Source organism: Streptomyces sp. NBC_01216 (assembly GCF_035994945.1).
Taxonomy (GTDB): domain Bacteria; phylum Actinomycetota; class Actinomycetes; order Streptomycetales; family Streptomycetaceae; genus Streptomyces.
Window position 1 is genome coordinate 4,708,371 of sequence record NZ_CP108677.1, and the last position, 14,884, is coordinate 4,723,254.

Sequence of the window (14,884 nt, forward strand, 5' to 3'; positions counted from 1 at the left end):
GGAGTTTCAGCTCTGGTCGCCGTCGGAGTTTCCCTCCGCGTCCCGCACCTTCTGGGTGAAGTCCTTGTCGTCGTCGGACAGGTGCCGCACCAGCTCGAACAGGCCGTTGACGATGCCGGCGGACCGGCCGCTGAGGATCGAGATGCCCTCGCGGAGGTCAGGGAAGACGAGCTCGTCGGTGTCCTGGTCCCGCAGAGACTTGGCGACGATCTCCGCCTTCCGGGAGCGGATCGTCATCTCCACGCCCGTGGCCGAGTCGCGGCGGGTCATCTTCGTCAGGCTGTTCTGGTACGCCTCCCAGTCCCCCGAGGGCAGGCCGCACACCCGGAAGCGGGCGCCGGGCGCCCACTCGGGGATCTCCACGTCGTCCTGGACCCGGATGTCCTGGGCCTGGCGGATGAGGTCCTTCAGCGATGCCATGGGTCAGCCTCCTCAGCCAGTCGCGGTCAGCGTCGGCTTGCCGCTGATCTTGAAGGTGGCGGTGCGTTCCATCTTGTCTTCGATGGGGTAGGCGTCGCCGAGGTCGGTGATCAGGGCGGAGAACCCCCAGGTGTGCTCGTCGTCGTCGCCCGGCAGGATGATGACCTGGTAGGCGCGCAGGTCGTCTTCCTCGAAGTCGGCGTCGAGCGCGGCATGCGTGGAGTTGCCCGGGTCGTAGTTCAAGGTGATCTCCACCTCGCCGCCGTCCTTCAGGCCCTTGATGAACTCGCGGTATTTGTCCGGCGAGTCGTGGGCCGTGACCTCGATGGCCTCCCGCGAGCGGGACGGGCCGGAGATGTCGCTGACGTTGGCGATCACGCCGAAAGCTCCGCTGCCGGTGGTGTCGCGCAGGAACTGCGTACCGAAGGCATCCTGACCTGCCATGTCAGACTCCCAGCTTGATGACGAGGACGGTCACGGAGGTGACGGCGTCGTAGGTGATGGCCGCGAGGCCGGTGGCGCCACGGAAGAGGTTGGTGAGGGGGATGAGCCCGAACTCGCCAGCGGCGACCACGAGGGTGGCGTCGGCGACGGCGTGCCCGTCCTTGGTGCCCGGAGTGACGATCGTCGCCGTGTGCGGGGAGGCGTCCCCGTTGAACATGACGAGGGCGTAGCCGACGCCGACGGGGGCGGTGTCACCGCCGGCACCGGCCGCGGTCGCGGCGCCTTCGAGATCGGCCAGGCCACCGACCGTGGTCACGGTCGTCGCTGTGAGCGCTGCCATCGCAGGCTCCTTTCAGTCAGGGTGTTTGCTCGGTGACAATGCGGTAGCGCAGCACGACGTGCCGGATGTCTCCCGGCGGCTCAGGGTCGGTGAGCGTCTGGCTGAACTCGTACCGGGTAACGATGTGGTCCAGCCCCGTGATCGTCAGGGGCTGATGGTCCAGCAGCGCGGTGACGGCCGCTGCGATGGACAGGCCCTGACTGTGACCGCGGTGCTGCGACCACACGTGCAACGTGATGACGGTCTCCCGGCCGAACCGGCCGTGCGCGTTGTCAGGGGTCTCGATCGCCTCACCGATCACGACGAACGGGTAGTCGGCCGATTCGGGGACGTAGTCGTACACGCCGCTGATGAGGGCCATCAGCGGCGCGTTGCCGGTGAGTGTGCTGTAGACGGCCTGCTGCACGGGAAGCATCGGGGCCGGGGCGGTCACCGCAGTTCCCGCCGAACCTCAGTACGAACGCGCCGAGGCAGCTCGTTACGCTCGCGCTCCAGCGCAGGTCCGAGCACCGGGTTCGCCGGCATACGACGGGTGCCGTGTTCCTGCACGGCGGCGTACCAGTCGGAGCGGTCACTCCATCCGACCTCAGCCGACAAGCCCTCGTCCTTGTAGGTGATGTCAACCTTGTCGCGCAGGTTGCCGGTATCGACGCGCACACCCCGACGAGTCTCATCACGCACCGCCTCAGCGGATTCCTTCACAGCCCGCTTGACCGCAGCCTCAATCTGCGGCGCGAGTTCCTCCAGCTGCTCGCGCAACCGGCCCAAACCCTCGATCTCCACGCTCATCCTGGTGCGCCCGGCCATGGTCACGCTCCTTCGGACTGAATCAGTTCGACGAGGGCCTTGGAGTACACCGGCCGCGACGGCTGAACCACCGACAGCACCCGAAACGCCTGTGCCTGCCCGAGCCCGTCAGTGCCGCGCAGCTCATCGCCACGCTTCACATTCGCCGCCGGCCGCAGGTACACGTCGTGGGAGTGACGTGACCCCGTCTGCGCGGCCACCAGACGCTCGCTCGCAGACGGCTGGTCGACCTTCGCCCGCACGCTGTCCTGCTGCACCAGCAACGTCGTCTGCCCGCCGGCACCGTCGGGAGTGGTGGTGTGCCGCCACACTTCCAGGACCCGGTTGAGGTGGCGGCCCGGCCCGCTCACCGCGACCTCAGCAGCTGCGTACCGCCCCCAAAGCGGGCCTCGAGCCGCTCGCGCCAGTGCTGCGGCAGCTCCATCTCGGTGACGCGCCCGTCGTTGGCGTAGGTGACCGCGTAGTCACCGATGCGCTCGGAGGTGATGGGCTTGTCAGCGGCCAGGCCGCTGCCGTCCTCCTCGGCCCGCTGCGCCTTCAGCGCTCCCGCAGCCATCCGGGACACGAGGTCCACGAGGTCCGCAGGAACCGTCTCCAGCCCATGGGTCTGGGTGACGTCGAACAGCGACAAACCGCACCCGCTTGCCCACCCGGCAGTCCGCCACAGCCTGCCGCCGACCAGTCGCCAGTCAGTGACCGCCTCGCCGTCCAGCAGGACGGTGGAGACGGCCGTCACGGGCTGCCCGGGCAGCGTCAGCCACTGCCCAGGCTCCCCTTCCACGGTGACCGTGGACGTCGTCTGCGTGATGGGCGATGCTGCCGCCTCACGCACCGCTGCCGAAGCAACAGCGAGGAAGGTGCCGACGATGGTCTCCTCGGAGGCATCGACGTACAGGCCGCGGGCCTCCAGGTCGGCCACCGTCGCCAGAGGGTCGAGTGCCACGGTGACCTCCTTGTCAGCCGGCCATGTCGATCAGGTCGGCCTTGGTGTAGTTCGCCGCGTCCTCGGCGGACAGCAGCCCGCGTCTGACGACGTGGGTGATCCAGTCGGCCTTCGGCGCTGCCAGGGCCGGACGGTCGGCTGCCGGAGCAGCAGCCTGCTGCTCGTCGGCACGGTCGGACGGTTCCTCCGCCGAAACAGAAGCGGGGACGCCGAGGGAGGTCCCGTCGGCGTCGACGCGCTGGATCAGTCCGCGGTCCAGGCGCTGCTGAATGGCCTCCGGGAGGGGCAGGTCCATCGCGATGACGGCCCCGCCCTCCCCGCGCACGTGGATCGTGTCGGCCATATCAGGTGTTCCTCGGGACCTTGAACGCGGTGATGGTGGCGTTGACGGTCTCGGCCTCGATCAGCATGCTGCCGTCGGCCTGGACGAACCGGCCCGACTCGAACGGGCCGATCCACTGCACGCCGGTCGTTGCGGCCACGGTGACGACGAGGTCGCCCTGTCCGGCCGCGAGCGCCGGCGGGTGGGCGCCCGCCTTGATGGTGATGTCCTGCTCGATGCCGGTGTTGACCACCCGCAGCACGGTCAGCTCCGGGAACGCGTCGCTGATCTGCATGTTGTTCGTCGGAGCCACCACCGTGGTGGTGCCCGCCGGGTCGGTCAGGCTGGAGTTCGGCACGAGGGCCGAGTACGGGATCTGTGTGGTTGCCATGGGTCAGGCTCCTCAGGCGGGGTTGATGAACGCGGCGGCCAGGTGGTCGGGGCGCAGCACCTTCGCCCCGTACAGGGCCAGGCCCTTGACGGCGTCCTCGAAGGAGTTCTCGGGGCGGTATGCCTCGGTCTTGTTGATCTGCTCGGCAAACGTCACCGCGGACTTCACACCGGCCTGGATGACCGTGGTGTCGCCGGTCGGTACGGGGCAGTTGTTCGACTCGTAGATGTCGAAGCCGGCCGCGCGGCCGACGAACCCGTTGCGCAGGCCGGTGTCCGTGGCCGCCTTGTCCGCGGAGATGAACCGGTCGTCGAGGAGCAGCGAGGCGTAAAACTCGGGCGGGACGATCACGTACCGGCCCATCTTCGGAACGTTCGCCTTGGTCAGCTTCGTGCGCAGCGGCACAAGGACCTCGTCGTAGGCGTCGGTCGCGGTGGTGTAGGTGTCGATCGGGGAGCCGACCACGTTCAGGAAGTTCCCGGACGCGATCTGCGTGTACAGGCCCGCCACGTACTGGTCCATGGTGTCCGCGAGCGCGTAGGCCGCCTCGGACATGGCCTGCGGGATCAGGTTCGACTTGGCCTGCCGCTTGTCGACGTCGTCGATGGAGAACGCCCAGTACTTCGACTGGTCCACCACCAGGGTGCGCTGCCCGGTGGTCAGCGACTCCGGCGTGATGACGGTCGAGCCCGGGGTGTAGGTGCCGATCGCCGGCCGGGACACCGAGGTGATGCGGACGGTGTCGCCCGCCTCGCCGATCTCGCCCTCGTAGTCGCGGTTGACCACCGTCGGCGAGGCGTAGATCAATTCTTTGCGGGCCGCGACCATCAGTCGCGAGCTCCAGATCTCGGGAACGAAATTCCTGACGGACATGCTTCCTCCTGGCTACTTGCCGCCCATGAGGTCGTCGAGACGCCCGTCGATGCGGGCCTTCTCGATCGCCTCCGGGCTCATGGACTTGAGGTCTGCTCGGGTGAGCTGCTTCGGCCGGGACGCCTTGCGCGCCGCTCCGCCGTCGCCGGTGCCCTGGAACCTCTTCACCGTTGCGGCTGCCAGGTAGGGCTTGGCCTTGAGGAGATCCTCGATCGCATCCTCGATCTCCTCGGGGTCGATCTCGCCGTCTTCGCCGACCTCGAACTGATCGAGGTCGAGGAAGGTCAGCGCGTCCTTGGGGTCGTTCAGACGGCCCTTGGCCGCCGCCCGGATCTCCGCCTTAAGGATCCGAGTGTTGGCCTTCGACAGGGCGTCGGCCTCGGCCTGTCGGCGCGTGTTCTCTGCCTCGTCGGCGCCGTCCTTGGCCGCGAGCTGCTCCTCCAGGGCCTTGCGCTTCTCGCGCTCGCTGTGCCACTTGCCCTTCATCGACGCAAGCGCCCGCTTGCCCCGGTCGCCGAGCGCCTCGGCGCCGTCCGGGTCCGGCTCGCCGCCCTCGAGGTCGTCCTCGCCGTCGTCGGCGGGAACCTCCTCCCCCTCCTCGTCGCCGGCGGGGTCCGGCTCGCCGCCCTCGGGGTCGTCCTCGCCGCCGTCGGCGTACAAGACCGGTGACCACGGGCCGGACGCGTAGGGGTGGGCCCAGCCGGGCGCGTGCGCGCGGGCATGGCGGGGCAGGGTCGATCGCTGCATGGATGCTCCCGTTGCGGGGTGAGAGCCCGCGCTTTGCGCGCGGGCAGGGGTCAGACGATGTAGCTGTGGGTGCGCAGCAGCCTGATGGCGTGCTCGCGGTCGTCGGCGAGCCGGAAGATCTCCTCCGGCATCAACCGGGGCGTCTGGCTGACGCGGTAGCGCTGACCGGGCACCTTCTCCAGGTTCTTCAGCCGCTTGCCCGCCAGGCCGCGGCTGGTTACGCCCTCCGAGGTGACCAACAGCTTCTTCCCGAACACGCTGGCGCTGGACATGCCACGGCGGGCGTTGACGACCTGCGCAATGTCGGCGCCAGCGTCGATGGCCTTCATCCCGGCCTCACCGAACGTCTTCCTCCGCTGGGCCGGCGACATCTCGTCGTACAGGTCCTTCGCGTCGAACGGCTCCGGCCGCGACGACGAGGTGACCGGCTCCATACCGCAGTGGCAGTTCGGGTGCCGCTGAAACGCCGTCGACACCCCGCCCACCCGAATCCCCGCGAGTACCAGACACCGCGAGCACGCACCCGCGTTCGGCACCCGCACGTAGGTGGTGACGTCCCGGCGAGCGACCATGCCCACTTGGTCCGCAGCCCGGCCCGTGTCCGCCACGGCCGTGCGCACGATGACGTCCAGCAGCGCCTGACCGTGTGCCATGGACTGCGCCACCGGCCGGCCTTGGGCAACCAGCCGAAGCGCTGACCACATCGGGGCCATCAGCACCGCAGCCAGCGGTCTGCCCGCACCGTCCACGCCGACAAGCGAGGACGGCACCAGGCGTTCCTCTGGATACTCGGGCGGCGGCAGACCGAGCAACTGCCGCAACCACAGGTTCGTCGACGAAGCCGCGGCCAGCTGCCCGCCGGACACGATCGCCAGCAGCCGGCCCAGGAGCAGCAGCCAGGAGCTGTAGATGTTGTCCCGATCAATGTCCCGCCACACCGCGTGTGTCGCCCGCACCGTCGCCTCAGCGAGCCTCTTCCGCGCTTCGACATGGTCCTGTGCATCGGGTGACGGGCTCATGCCGCTGGATCCTGCCCGCCCTCAGGCTCCGGCGCGGTCGGCAGGTTGGGGGCGGCCGAGCTGCCGTCCATGAGCTGGCGGGTGATCTCGGCTGTCGGATCCATCTCCAGCTCAGCCTCCTTCATCGCCAGCATGTCGGAGACCTCGGTGGGCGTGAGCCCGTACTTGAGGGCCAGCCACTGGAACGGGAACCCCAACTGCTTCAGCTTCAGCAACGCGTCGGCCATCTGCGCATGGCTGCGGGACTCGGAGTCCGCCCACAGCACGCGGCCCGAGCGCAGCGCGCGGGCCTTGGCCTCCTGCCCCTTCGCGAGGGCGATCAGGCGGGCGACCTCGCGCAGGCCCTGGCCGAACCACAGCTTCTTCTCGTCGACCCGCTGGACGAGCCCGGTCTCCGCGGCGAGCAGCGAGTCGGCCGACAGGTTGGCCATCTTCCCGATGAGGTAGTGCTGCGGGGTGCGGGTCTGGGCGGCGAGGTGGCCGACGGCGACCTCGATGATCCCGGTGTACATGGCGAGGTTCGCGGCCTGCCACTCGGCGATCTTGGTGTCCTTGCCGGAGAACATCATCACGCGGTCCACGGCGAACTTGGTGATGTCGACCAGCTGCTTGCCGACGATCTCGCCCGCGCTGTTCAGCTTCGGGATCGTGGGCGGCTCGGCGCCGAGGATGACGCGCTGCGGGAACGACGCGTAGTCCGAGGCGGTGAAGAGCTGCGCCCACAGCAGGTTGATGGCGTCCTGCATGGCAATGACGCCTTGCACGTCGGACATGGGCTCGTCCACCAGCATCGGCTTGTTCGGCAGCTCCACCATCGGCACGAGGCCCATCGGGTTGGGCTGCGGATTCGGCTCGTCGCCCATGTCCCGCGGCTGCCAACCCTTGATCTCCTCATCGACGTCAGCCATCTGCGGCGACTTGTCCTGACGCGCGAGCGGCCGGCAGAACTTCCACACCCCATCGGGCAGGTAGAGAGTGGCGTAGTCCTCGCTGCCGTCCTGCCAGCGCTTGAGTGCGGCACGACGGCGGGTACGGGAGCCGGGCTCGTAGGCCACGATGGACTGCGAGGCATCCTCGAACGTGACGACCGGCATGTCCGGGTCGTTGGGGTCACCCCACACCAGGACGAAGCAGCGCGCGCCGGTCACCGCGCCAAGGAACCCAAGCTGCGAGTCGGAGTCCAGGCCGTTGACCTGCCACACCTCCCACAGGTCCTTGTCCGCTTCCATCTCGCCCGAGGCGAGGAACCCCGTCACGGTCAGCCGCTCCACGGGGGAGTCCGCAACCACCTGGGTCCAGTTGTCGGAGAAGTCCCGGTAGCGCTCGCCGTGGAACTTTGCAAACTCCTCGCTCGCGAATTTGAGCCGGTGCTTGCCGCGGTAGTAGTCGGTGTGGACGTCGATGCTGCCTCGCCGCCGGATCAGCTCGCTCTCCAGCAGCGCGACCAGCTGGAGAGCCTGCGCCTCCGTAGCCATAGGCCCTCCTCATCCGCCGTAGTAGTAGGACTCGACGCGCTCAGCCAGACCGGCGGCGATGACGTCGCCGAGGGCCTCGTGCGCGAGGATGCTCGACACCGTGGCGTCGATCTTCTGCGTGGGTGACGCCTTGCGGAGCACGTAGCGGTCCATGGGCCGGGCAGCCGCGCGCGTGTTGGCGATGTGCGCCTCGGTGATCGGGCACCCGTCGTGCGTGAAGCTCGATCCGTCACTGTTCCGTTTGACGACGTCGGTCTTCAGCCGCTCGGCAGCCGAGTGCATCTGGATGATGCGTCGCGTGTGCCAGCGGATGACGCGCTCCTCGCCGTACTTGTCCACCCACTCGTCGACCTCGGTCTCCCAGTACGGCGGATCCGCGTACAGCCGCACCACGTCGTACCGGTGCATCAGCTGATCCATCGCGGCCCGGACTTCCGCCCTGGGCACCTGCCCGTCGTAGTCCTCCGGGTTCCAGATCGTCGGCTCGTCGTTCGGCCCGTACACGGGCGTGAACTGGTAGCCGTCCATGGTCTCGGCGCGGATCGCAGTCCAGTCGTCCACGTCCGAGCCGTCGAACCCGAGCACAACCCGAGTCATTGGCCTCACGCGCCGAGGCTTGGCTTTCGCCGCCCACTTCGCCACGTCCAGCCAGGACGCGGAGCCGGCCACGCACCGGTTGCCGAAGAACCGTTCGGCCTGCGCCGGGTCCTTCTCCATGATCTCGGCCGCCTCAGCCTCAATGGCGTCGAGGTCCACATGGGCCGACCCGGCGTAGACGATGCTGTGGATCTTCCGGCGCTGCCGCTTGTCCCCGTAGGACAGCGACTTGGGCGCCTGCGGGTGATACCGGAAGATGTCGCGCGCCTTCGCCTCACTGGTGGTCTGCGCCACCGACTGCTCGGAGGGATCCCACCCGTTCGTCGTCTCCATCGACCGGCCACCCATACCTGCCGTACCGCGCCGCTGGGTCTCGGCGACACGGCGCAGTTTGTTTGCCGCGTTGTATAGGCCGGTCTCGTCCTGGAGGGCGAAGATGATCGGGTTACCGAGGCGGGACAGAGCTGAGGACGTGACGACGTCGATGCGCCCGTCGTCGCCGACTCGAGTGAACTCCTCGCCCGCGGTCATCATCTCGGTGAGCGGACCGCGCTTCACCATCGAGCGGAGCGGCCGGTAGACGTTGGCGACCTGGTCCTCGGATGTCGCCGTGAGCTGGATCAGCGGCGTCGGCCACGGCGTGCCCATCGGCTCGCCAGGCTCGTAGTCGTACCACCAGCCGCAGCCGCAGCCGTGCTCCGAGCACCGGTAGCGTTCGCCGCCCTTGGCCCACCCGTCGAACACCACGGGGCCAGCGGCCTCGGCAAGCACGATGGTGGCGGACCACGGACCCTTCCCGGTCTTCTGCGGTGCGACGACCTGCGAGCGCCGGTAGTGGAACGCGGGCGCGAGCTGGCCGACCCTGGCGTCCGGGCGCACGCGGTAGTGGTTGACGGTGCACCACAGCTGCCACGGGTACAGCTCCATGCGCTCACCGGCGCGGAAGCCGTCCGGCACCGGACAGTGCTCCTCGATCCAGTCCGGAGCGATCCATAGCGTGGGGAAATCAACGACGAACTCGGCGCCCGCCTCAGCCACCTTCGCCACTGGACACGACCTTCAGCCGGTCCCGGGCCGACGCGCGGCGGACCGGCTCGACGTTGACGGCCGAGCCGACAGGCTCGGCCCCCTCGATAGCCGGGGCGATCTTCCAACGGTTGCGGTTCATGCCCGCCACGCTCAGCCCGAGACTGTCGAGGTAGCCGCGCACCATCTTCTTCACGTCGACCCTGGCGTCCGGGCGCTCCGCCTCGGCCAGCGTCCGGACGAACAGCGCGACCTCCAGCTCCTGGCCCATGTCCTCCCAGGCAACAGCCTGAGGCTTGGCCCACAGCTCGCCCCACAGGTCCAGCTCGCGGTCAGCCGGCGTGGTCAGCGGCCACTCAGGCGCCGGGCCCGGCCGGCCTTCAGCGGGCAGCGTCCGCCACCCACCCTTGTCGGTGGCCTTCGTGCTGCGAAGCGACCTCGGGTCCGGCGGCGGCCCGGAGACCGCGCGCGCTCCTCCACGGGGCATAGTCGATCACTCCTCGTCGCTGCGTTGCGCAGCCTTGAGAGCCGTCACCTTGCGTGACGGCGGGGGACCCTCTGAACCCTCCGCACCCCCTCGCGCCCTCCCCCGCGCCTGACCGCCCCCTGCCGGTTGGGGTCATCCCCCTGGGGGTGGTGGCGGAGAGTGATGGCTACTGGCCCCAGGTCTCGCGGGCGGTCTTGCGTGCGTGGTGGCGTTTGCTCATGGCTTGCCAGTTGGTGGGGTCGAAGCCTCGTGGTCCGAGTGGTCCGAGGCCGTCGATGTGGTCGACCTCTGTTGCGAGGTCGCGTTGGAGGGGAGGCAGGGGGGTGCACTTGTCGCATTCGCAGTACGGGTGGTCTTGGAGGTAGCGGGGGCTGGCGTTGCGCCAGGTTCTACCTCGTCCTGCGTTGCGGTGTTGGGGGCGGGCTGCCTGGGCTTGGGTCTGGCATCCGGGGCATCTGCCTTGGGGGGTGAGGTTCGGGCAGCCTGGCGTAGGGCAGACCTGCAATGCCTTACGCGCGGGCATGTCCGGGCCTGTACGTCTGGGGGAAGCGTGCGTACATGTACGCGGCACGTGTGCGGTGGAGATGCCGTAGGGCGCGCTCGCGGTTCGGGTAGGCGCTGGGCATGCGCTCCTCCTGTGCGTGCGTGAGCCCGACCTGCGTGGTGCGGGCCGGGCTCGGGGTGGGTGGGTCAGAAGGTGGGGCAGAGGTTCTTGTGCACCGCGTCGAGGATCTGGCCGCCGGTCTTGGGAGTAGCGATCTCGGGGAAGCGGGTGTCGACGGTGAAGCGGCCCAGCGCGGACTGGATGAGTTTGTCTCTGTCGTCCGGTGACGCCTTGATGGAGCTGCACTGGTTCAGGCCGCGGCTGACGGCTTGATCTTCCTTGCCCGGCTTGATGATGCGCGGGTCGATGGCGTTGAGCGCGTCGAGGTACGCCTGCCGGTGTTGGGCGTCGGGCTCGGGCGGGAGGCCGGCTGCGGCTCGGGCGCTCGCCCGTGCTTCGGGGCTGAGCGTGGTGGGTGCTGCGGGCTCGTCCTTGCTGCCGCACGCGGTGAGAGCCAGCGCGAGGGTGATGGCGGTTGCTGCCAGGGTGGTGACGGGGCGTCTGCGCATTGCGTCAGGGTGGCGGATGCGCGGCTGCCGCGTGACTGTTGTGGCTGTCCTGTGACTTACGCGGGTTCGGGGCCGATGTTTTCCAGGCGGAGGCGCCAGGGGTAGAGGGTGTGGGCGTAGACGGTGCCTGCGCTGGTGCCGGAGTGGGCGAGGGCGATGGTGGTGTTCCCGGAGCCGTCGATGTGCCCGGCGCCGACGGTGAACATCTCGCCGCTGGTCGCCTTCGAGAACGCGGTGCTCGGGTACATGGCGGGGTTGCCCTCGGCGAGGGGGCTGGACGTCTCCGAGGCCGCGTACTCCGCGATGGAGCCGGCGCTGTCCAGGAGCACCCAGTCGAGGAAGTGGGCGCCGGCGTACATGAATCGGCCGTACACCTTGATGCGATCCCCGGCCGCCGCGGCGATGGAGGCTTTCAGCTGGGTTCCGGCGGAGGTCTGCACGATGGCCCAGGGGGTGGTGGAGGGCAGGCCGGACAGATTGTCGTCGGTGATGCGGACGCTGGCGGTGGTGATGCTGCTGCCTCCGCCGATGTCATCGAACCGGCTGTCGTCGCCTGCTGCGACGGTGCCGGCGGTGGTGCCGACCGGTAGGAGGGCGGCGTCGCCGAGGCCGAGGGCGGTGCGCGCGGCGGATGCGTCGGTGAGGTCGGTCAGGTTGTTGCTCTGTGCGAGGAACGCGTTATCGGCGTATGCCCGGTCGCCGTGTGGGTCGGTCGCCTCCGTGTGCGTCGTGACGGCGCCCGACTGTTCGGCGCCCACGTCGGCGTAGGTGAGGACGACGACGCCAGCCTGCCCGTTGACAGAGGACACGGCGCCGCTTCCAGCGTCTCCGCCGTCGGGGGCGGGAACGGGGATGAGGGTGGAGATGTCGACGGTGCCGGTGCCGGTGATGTAGGCCCAGAATCGCTGTACGGGGGCGCCGAGGGGCTCGATGCTGATGCGCCAGCGCCACCCGGCGGGGCCGATGCCGGCAGCGTCGTTGGGGAGGATGGTGGCGGTGAAGGTGCCGTCGGTGATGTCGACGGTGCCGCCGCCTGGGTAGATCGCGGAGCGGCTGGTGTCGACGAGGTAGGTGGAGGGTGTGAGGACGACGCGGCCGTTGTAGCCGGTGCCTGCGAGGGCGGAGGGGAGGGTGCCGGTGAGGGTGATGGTGGGGGTGCCTGTGGGGAAGGTCATGGGGTGGCACCTCCGGGCATGACGGAGGCCCCGCCACTGGTGTGGTCGGGGCCTGGGGTGTGGGTTTCCGGGCATGCCGGAGACGCCCCCATGATGGGGCACGGTCGGGGGGGTTTGCAACTAGGTGCAGAAACGCGAGGGCCCCGCCGGGCGCTGTTCCGGCGGGGCTTCGGGTTGAGCAGCAGCGTCGCATGGACGTGTCCACGGTACGGCGTGGGGCTGACAGCTACGGCTTCTTCGGGGGCGGTGGGGGAGGTGTCTGCTGGCGGTTGGCGGCGGCCTGCTGCTGGCTGGCCTGGTTCCGTTCGCGGAGTTCCTGGATGGACATGGTGGTCTTGAAGTCGCCCATCAGGTGCTCCTCGCGGGGGTCTTGGTGTGGCGGCGTTGGGTTTCGGTGGGGTCGGTGACGACGAGCCCGGCGTGGCCGATGGTGGCTACACGCAACCCCTTCTCGGGTCCCTCTTCCGGGCTGTTGTTGGTGTTGGTGTTGGTGTCTGACCTGCACAAACAACCGGGCTCGTGGTCGGTCGAGAGTGGGGGGATGTCGTCGTGGTGGACGCCGGGCCCGTTCTTCCCGCCCGCGCGGACGCCACTGCGGATGGGGATGCCGGCCTCGTCGAGCAGGCGGCGGACGGCCTTCGTGTCGGGTAGCCCGGCATGGTTCTTGAGGTCGGTGAGCAGGACGTGCTGGCCGCCCTTGCTGAGGGCGTGGAGGGCGTCGACGACTTCGATGTGGTCCTCGGCCTCTGGCTCGTCTGTGGTGTGGCTGCGGCGTCTGGTGGCCCAGGTGCGGGCCCGGCGGATGCCGGCGGTGGTGAGCAGCCCGGCGGCGTAGTACGCGGTCTCCGGGACGGTGACGGCGATCGTCCCGGCAGCCGCGACGCCGATCACGAGTAGACATCCCTTGGCGGCGCGCTCGCTGCGCTGCTCCTCGGCGTCCGGCTGCTCCTCCCCCGTGTCGGGGGTCGTGGTGTCGTCCATCAGAAGTGCGTCGTGATCGGGGAGCCGAGGGCGTTCACCGCGGAGGCGAGGGGCACGGCGGCGATGCCTGCGATGGTGCCGGCCCGGAGAGGGCTCCGGCAATGATCTTCCAGGCGGGGATTTTCTTGCGGGCCCACAGCAGCAGGGCGACCATCACGACGGTGAGCAGGAAGAGGACAACGTAGCCGCCGGAGTCGAGGACGAGGGGGGTGGCGCGGGTGATGTCGCGGTCCTGTCCGTCGACTCCCCAGACGAGGCCGATGTGGCCGGCGAAATTGCCTGCCCAGATGCCGAGCCAGGTGATGGCGCCGAGTGCGGAGACGGAGTTGTAGGCGGAGAGGGCGGCGAGCATGCCGTAGATGAGAGCGAAAACGAAGGGGATGAGGGCGGTCCAGCGGCCTGCTTCCTTGAACCACCAGCGGATGGCGAAGGCGACGATGATGGCGAGTCCGCAGGAAACCCCGCCGAGGCTGATCACGGTGTACTGCATCAGGTGTTCCTCCGGGCTTCGCGCAGGTATCGCTTGGCGGTGGCGGGGCTGACGGACAGGGCTTCCTCGACCTGGGCGGCGGTGAGCCCGGGGTCCTGAGCCAGGAGCTCAGCGACCTTCCCGATGGCCTCGACGCGCTGAGCCGACTGGGCGGAGGTGTGGGCGGAGAACCCGAACGTGGCGGGCTGCTGGGCCGGGGGCTCAGCGGTGTTGACCAGGGACGATGCCACGCCGGTTGTGGGGCTGAGCGTGGGGGGCTCGGTCGTGTGAGCCAGGGGCTCAGCCGGGAGCTCATCGGGCTCAGCGGGGCTGAGCGCGAGGGGGGTGCTCACGGTGAGCTCGGCGCGCAGCTCGATGCGGTCGCGGATCATCTGCGCGTGGGCGCGGTCGCGGGCGCCTGTGATCCGGGCCTGCTGCTGGATCCGCTCGATGACCGCGTCGGCCTGCTGCTGGTCGATGCTCCGCTGAGCCTGGTTGAGCCGGGCCTGGTACTGGCCGTCGCGGATGACGTCGTTGATGGCGTCCTCCTGCTCTGGGGTGAGCGCGGACGGGTCACGGAGGACGATGAGGGCGATGCTGCCGACCGTCTTGCCGACGAGGACGACGAACGGGCCCGCGATGGCCTGGGCGACGGACTGCTTGTCGATGCCGTGGAGGACGAGGAGGAAGCCGACGCCGACGGCGATGATCCATCCGGCGGCGATGGCGATGCGGCCACCGCGGCGCTGGTGCTCGGCCCACATGACAGTGATCCAGCCGATGTCGCCGGCGATGGCGACGGAGAGGCCGAAGGGGCCGGAGTTCATGAGGTCGGTGATGGCGTAGGCGGACCAGAGGAGGGAGAGGCCGGCGAGGGTGTAGGCGCCGTACAGGATGGGTGGCACCTTGGGGAGGCGGGGCATCAGGCAACGGCTCCTTCGGCGATGAGGCGGAGCCTGGCGGCGTACTCGGCGCGGGTGTCCTTGGGGCGGATCGGTGGGAGAGCCGCGACGAGGGCGTGTTCGGCGGTCTCGGCGGCTTCGGTGGGGCCGTGGGCGTGCTCGGCGACGATGAGGGCTTGGGCGAGGGCGAGGGGTTCGCTCATGGCGTGGTTGGCGCGGCGTGCGACGAGACGGTCGGCGAGTGCGGTGAGGAGGGTGTGGACGTTGGGGGGTTGGTCGATACGCTGCATGGGCCTGCTCCAGGTGATGTCTGGGGTGGACACGCCCCCGGCCGGGCTTCCAGACACCGGCCG

The 14,884-nt window shown here is 69.2% G+C and carries 22 protein-coding genes; all 22 read right to left on the bottom strand.

Going from position 1 to position 14,884, the window contains the following annotated elements:
* Window positions 1–6: 6 nt before the first annotated feature.
* Window positions 7–420 carry a hypothetical protein gene (locus tag OG393_RS20920; protein ID WP_327376196.1) on the bottom strand — a complete coding sequence of 138 codons (414 nt, stop codon included), beginning with the start codon at window positions 418–420 and terminating at the stop codon, window positions 7–9.
* 12 nt (window positions 421–432) lie between these two features.
* Entirely contained in the window at window positions 433–864 is a 432-nt protein-coding gene (locus OG393_RS20925) for a phage tail tube protein (protein WP_327376197.1), read from the bottom strand.
* Between the two features lies 1 nt (window position 865).
* Window positions 866–1,204, bottom strand: a complete 339-nt coding sequence (locus OG393_RS20930) for a hypothetical protein (RefSeq protein ID WP_327376198.1) — start codon at window positions 1,202–1,204, stop codon at window positions 866–868.
* Window positions 1,205–1,220: 16 nt separating this feature from the next.
* On the bottom strand, window positions 1,221–1,637 hold the full coding sequence (locus OG393_RS20935; protein ID WP_327376199.1) for a DUF3168 domain-containing protein: 417 nt from the start codon (window positions 1,635–1,637) through the stop codon (window positions 1,221–1,223).
* Window positions 1,634–2,011: an HK97-gp10 family putative phage morphogenesis protein gene (locus OG393_RS20940; RefSeq protein ID WP_327376200.1), complete on the bottom strand. Its 378-nt coding sequence runs from the start codon at window positions 2,009–2,011 to the stop codon at window positions 1,634–1,636. Before OG393_RS20940 ends, OG393_RS20935 begins: the two co-directional genes overlap by 4 nt.
* 2 nt (window positions 2,012–2,013) lie before the next feature.
* Window positions 2,014–2,361 carry a head-tail adaptor protein gene (locus tag OG393_RS20945; protein WP_327376201.1) on the bottom strand — a complete coding sequence of 116 codons (348 nt, stop codon included), beginning with the start codon at window positions 2,359–2,361 and terminating at the stop codon, window positions 2,014–2,016.
* Complete coding sequence (locus OG393_RS20950) at window positions 2,358–2,954, bottom strand: hypothetical protein (RefSeq protein WP_327376202.1); 597 nt, start codon at window positions 2,952–2,954, stop codon at window positions 2,358–2,360. Before OG393_RS20950 ends, OG393_RS20945 begins: the two co-directional genes overlap by 4 nt.
* 13 nt (window positions 2,955–2,967) lie before the next feature.
* Complete coding sequence (locus tag OG393_RS20955; RefSeq protein WP_327376203.1) at window positions 2,968–3,297, bottom strand: hypothetical protein; 330 nt, start codon at window positions 3,295–3,297, stop codon at window positions 2,968–2,970.
* Window position 3,298: 1 nt separating this feature from the next.
* Entirely contained in the window at window positions 3,299–3,667 is a 369-nt protein-coding gene (locus OG393_RS20960; protein ID WP_327376204.1) for a hypothetical protein, read from the bottom strand.
* 12 nt (window positions 3,668–3,679) lie between these two features.
* The gene (locus tag OG393_RS20965; RefSeq protein ID WP_327376205.1) at window positions 3,680–4,540 is read right to left on the bottom strand and encodes a phage major capsid protein; all 861 of its coding nucleotides are present in this window, start codon (window positions 4,538–4,540) and stop codon (window positions 3,680–3,682) included.
* 12 nt (window positions 4,541–4,552) lie between these two features.
* On the bottom strand, window positions 4,553–5,287 hold the full coding sequence (locus OG393_RS20970) for a hypothetical protein (RefSeq protein WP_327376206.1): 735 nt from the start codon (window positions 5,285–5,287) through the stop codon (window positions 4,553–4,555).
* 50 nt (window positions 5,288–5,337) lie between these two features.
* On the bottom strand, window positions 5,338–6,306 hold the full coding sequence (locus OG393_RS20975) for a VG15 protein (RefSeq protein ID WP_327376207.1): 969 nt from the start codon (window positions 6,304–6,306) through the stop codon (window positions 5,338–5,340).
* Window positions 6,303–7,781, bottom strand: a complete 1,479-nt coding sequence (locus tag OG393_RS20980; protein WP_327376208.1) for a phage portal protein — start codon at window positions 7,779–7,781, stop codon at window positions 6,303–6,305. The genes OG393_RS20975 and OG393_RS20980 overlap by 4 nt, the downstream gene beginning before the upstream one ends.
* Before the next feature lie 9 nt (window positions 7,782–7,790).
* The gene (locus OG393_RS20985) at window positions 7,791–9,425 is read right to left on the bottom strand and encodes a hypothetical protein (RefSeq protein WP_327376209.1); all 1,635 of its coding nucleotides are present in this window, start codon (window positions 9,423–9,425) and stop codon (window positions 7,791–7,793) included.
* On the bottom strand, window positions 9,409–9,891 hold the full coding sequence (locus tag OG393_RS20990) for a hypothetical protein (RefSeq protein WP_327376210.1): 483 nt from the start codon (window positions 9,889–9,891) through the stop codon (window positions 9,409–9,411). Before OG393_RS20990 ends, OG393_RS20985 begins: the two co-directional genes overlap by 17 nt.
* Before the next feature lie 690 nt (window positions 9,892–10,581).
* Window positions 10,582–11,004, bottom strand: coding sequence for a hypothetical protein (locus OG393_RS20995; protein WP_327376211.1), 423 nt, complete (start codon window positions 11,002–11,004; stop codon window positions 10,582–10,584).
* A gap of 56 nt (window positions 11,005–11,060) precedes the next feature.
* The gene (locus OG393_RS21000) at window positions 11,061–12,179 is read right to left on the bottom strand and encodes a hypothetical protein (RefSeq protein ID WP_327376212.1); all 1,119 of its coding nucleotides are present in this window, start codon (window positions 12,177–12,179) and stop codon (window positions 11,061–11,063) included.
* A 226-nt stretch (window positions 12,180–12,405) separates the two neighbouring features.
* Window positions 12,406–12,528: a hypothetical protein gene (locus OG393_RS21005; RefSeq protein WP_327376213.1), complete on the bottom strand. Its 123-nt coding sequence runs from the start codon at window positions 12,526–12,528 to the stop codon at window positions 12,406–12,408.
* Window positions 12,528–13,160, bottom strand: a complete 633-nt coding sequence (locus OG393_RS21010) for a hypothetical protein (RefSeq protein ID WP_327376214.1) — start codon at window positions 13,158–13,160, stop codon at window positions 12,528–12,530. The genes OG393_RS21005 and OG393_RS21010 overlap by 1 nt, the downstream gene beginning before the upstream one ends.
* 34 nt (window positions 13,161–13,194) lie before the next feature.
* The gene (locus tag OG393_RS21015; RefSeq protein ID WP_327376215.1) at window positions 13,195–13,650 is read right to left on the bottom strand and encodes a hypothetical protein; all 456 of its coding nucleotides are present in this window, start codon (window positions 13,648–13,650) and stop codon (window positions 13,195–13,197) included.
* Complete coding sequence (locus OG393_RS21020; RefSeq protein ID WP_327376216.1) at window positions 13,650–14,552, bottom strand: hypothetical protein; 903 nt, start codon at window positions 14,550–14,552, stop codon at window positions 13,650–13,652. Before OG393_RS21020 ends, OG393_RS21015 begins: the two co-directional genes overlap by 1 nt.
* Window positions 14,552–14,821, bottom strand: a complete 270-nt coding sequence (locus tag OG393_RS21025) for a hypothetical protein (RefSeq protein ID WP_327376217.1) — start codon at window positions 14,819–14,821, stop codon at window positions 14,552–14,554. The genes OG393_RS21020 and OG393_RS21025 overlap by 1 nt, the downstream gene beginning before the upstream one ends.
* Window positions 14,822–14,884: the final 63 nt, after the last annotated feature.